Raw genomic sequence first — 287 nt, 5'->3', positions numbered from 1 at the left:
AAATCAATCAAGAGATGAGAGAATACAACGAAAATTTAGCTAAGCAAAGAGCGGAAGCTAAATTTAAACCCATCCAAGCCACGAGTAAAAGCAAAACATATGCAGATAAAGACATTAGACGAGAATTCTTTGAAAATTTTCTGAAAGCCGAGCGAGAAAAAGGGACGGATATAACTGAAATTTTAAATCAACTAGCAAAGCTAGGCAAATTTGACGTGAAAGCATAAAGGATTAATATGATAAGCGGTATAAACGGATTTAACGCAAACGTAAATTATGATTTTAGT

General features: G+C 33.4%; 1 pseudogene. It reads left to right on the top strand.

The window, feature by feature from the left end:
• A pseudogene (locus H740_RS01030) lies at positions 1 to 227 on the top strand (hypothetical protein); the annotation flags it as partial.
• Between the last annotated feature and the right edge of the window lie 60 nt (positions 228 to 287).

The organism is Campylobacter showae CC57C (genome assembly GCF_000344295.2).
In the GTDB taxonomy this organism is placed as follows: Bacteria; Campylobacterota; Campylobacteria; order Campylobacterales; family Campylobacteraceae; genus Campylobacter_A; species Campylobacter_A showae_B.
The sequence above is the reverse complement of the archived record's forward strand: the minus strand, read 5'-3'. Positions and strand labels throughout refer to the sequence as shown.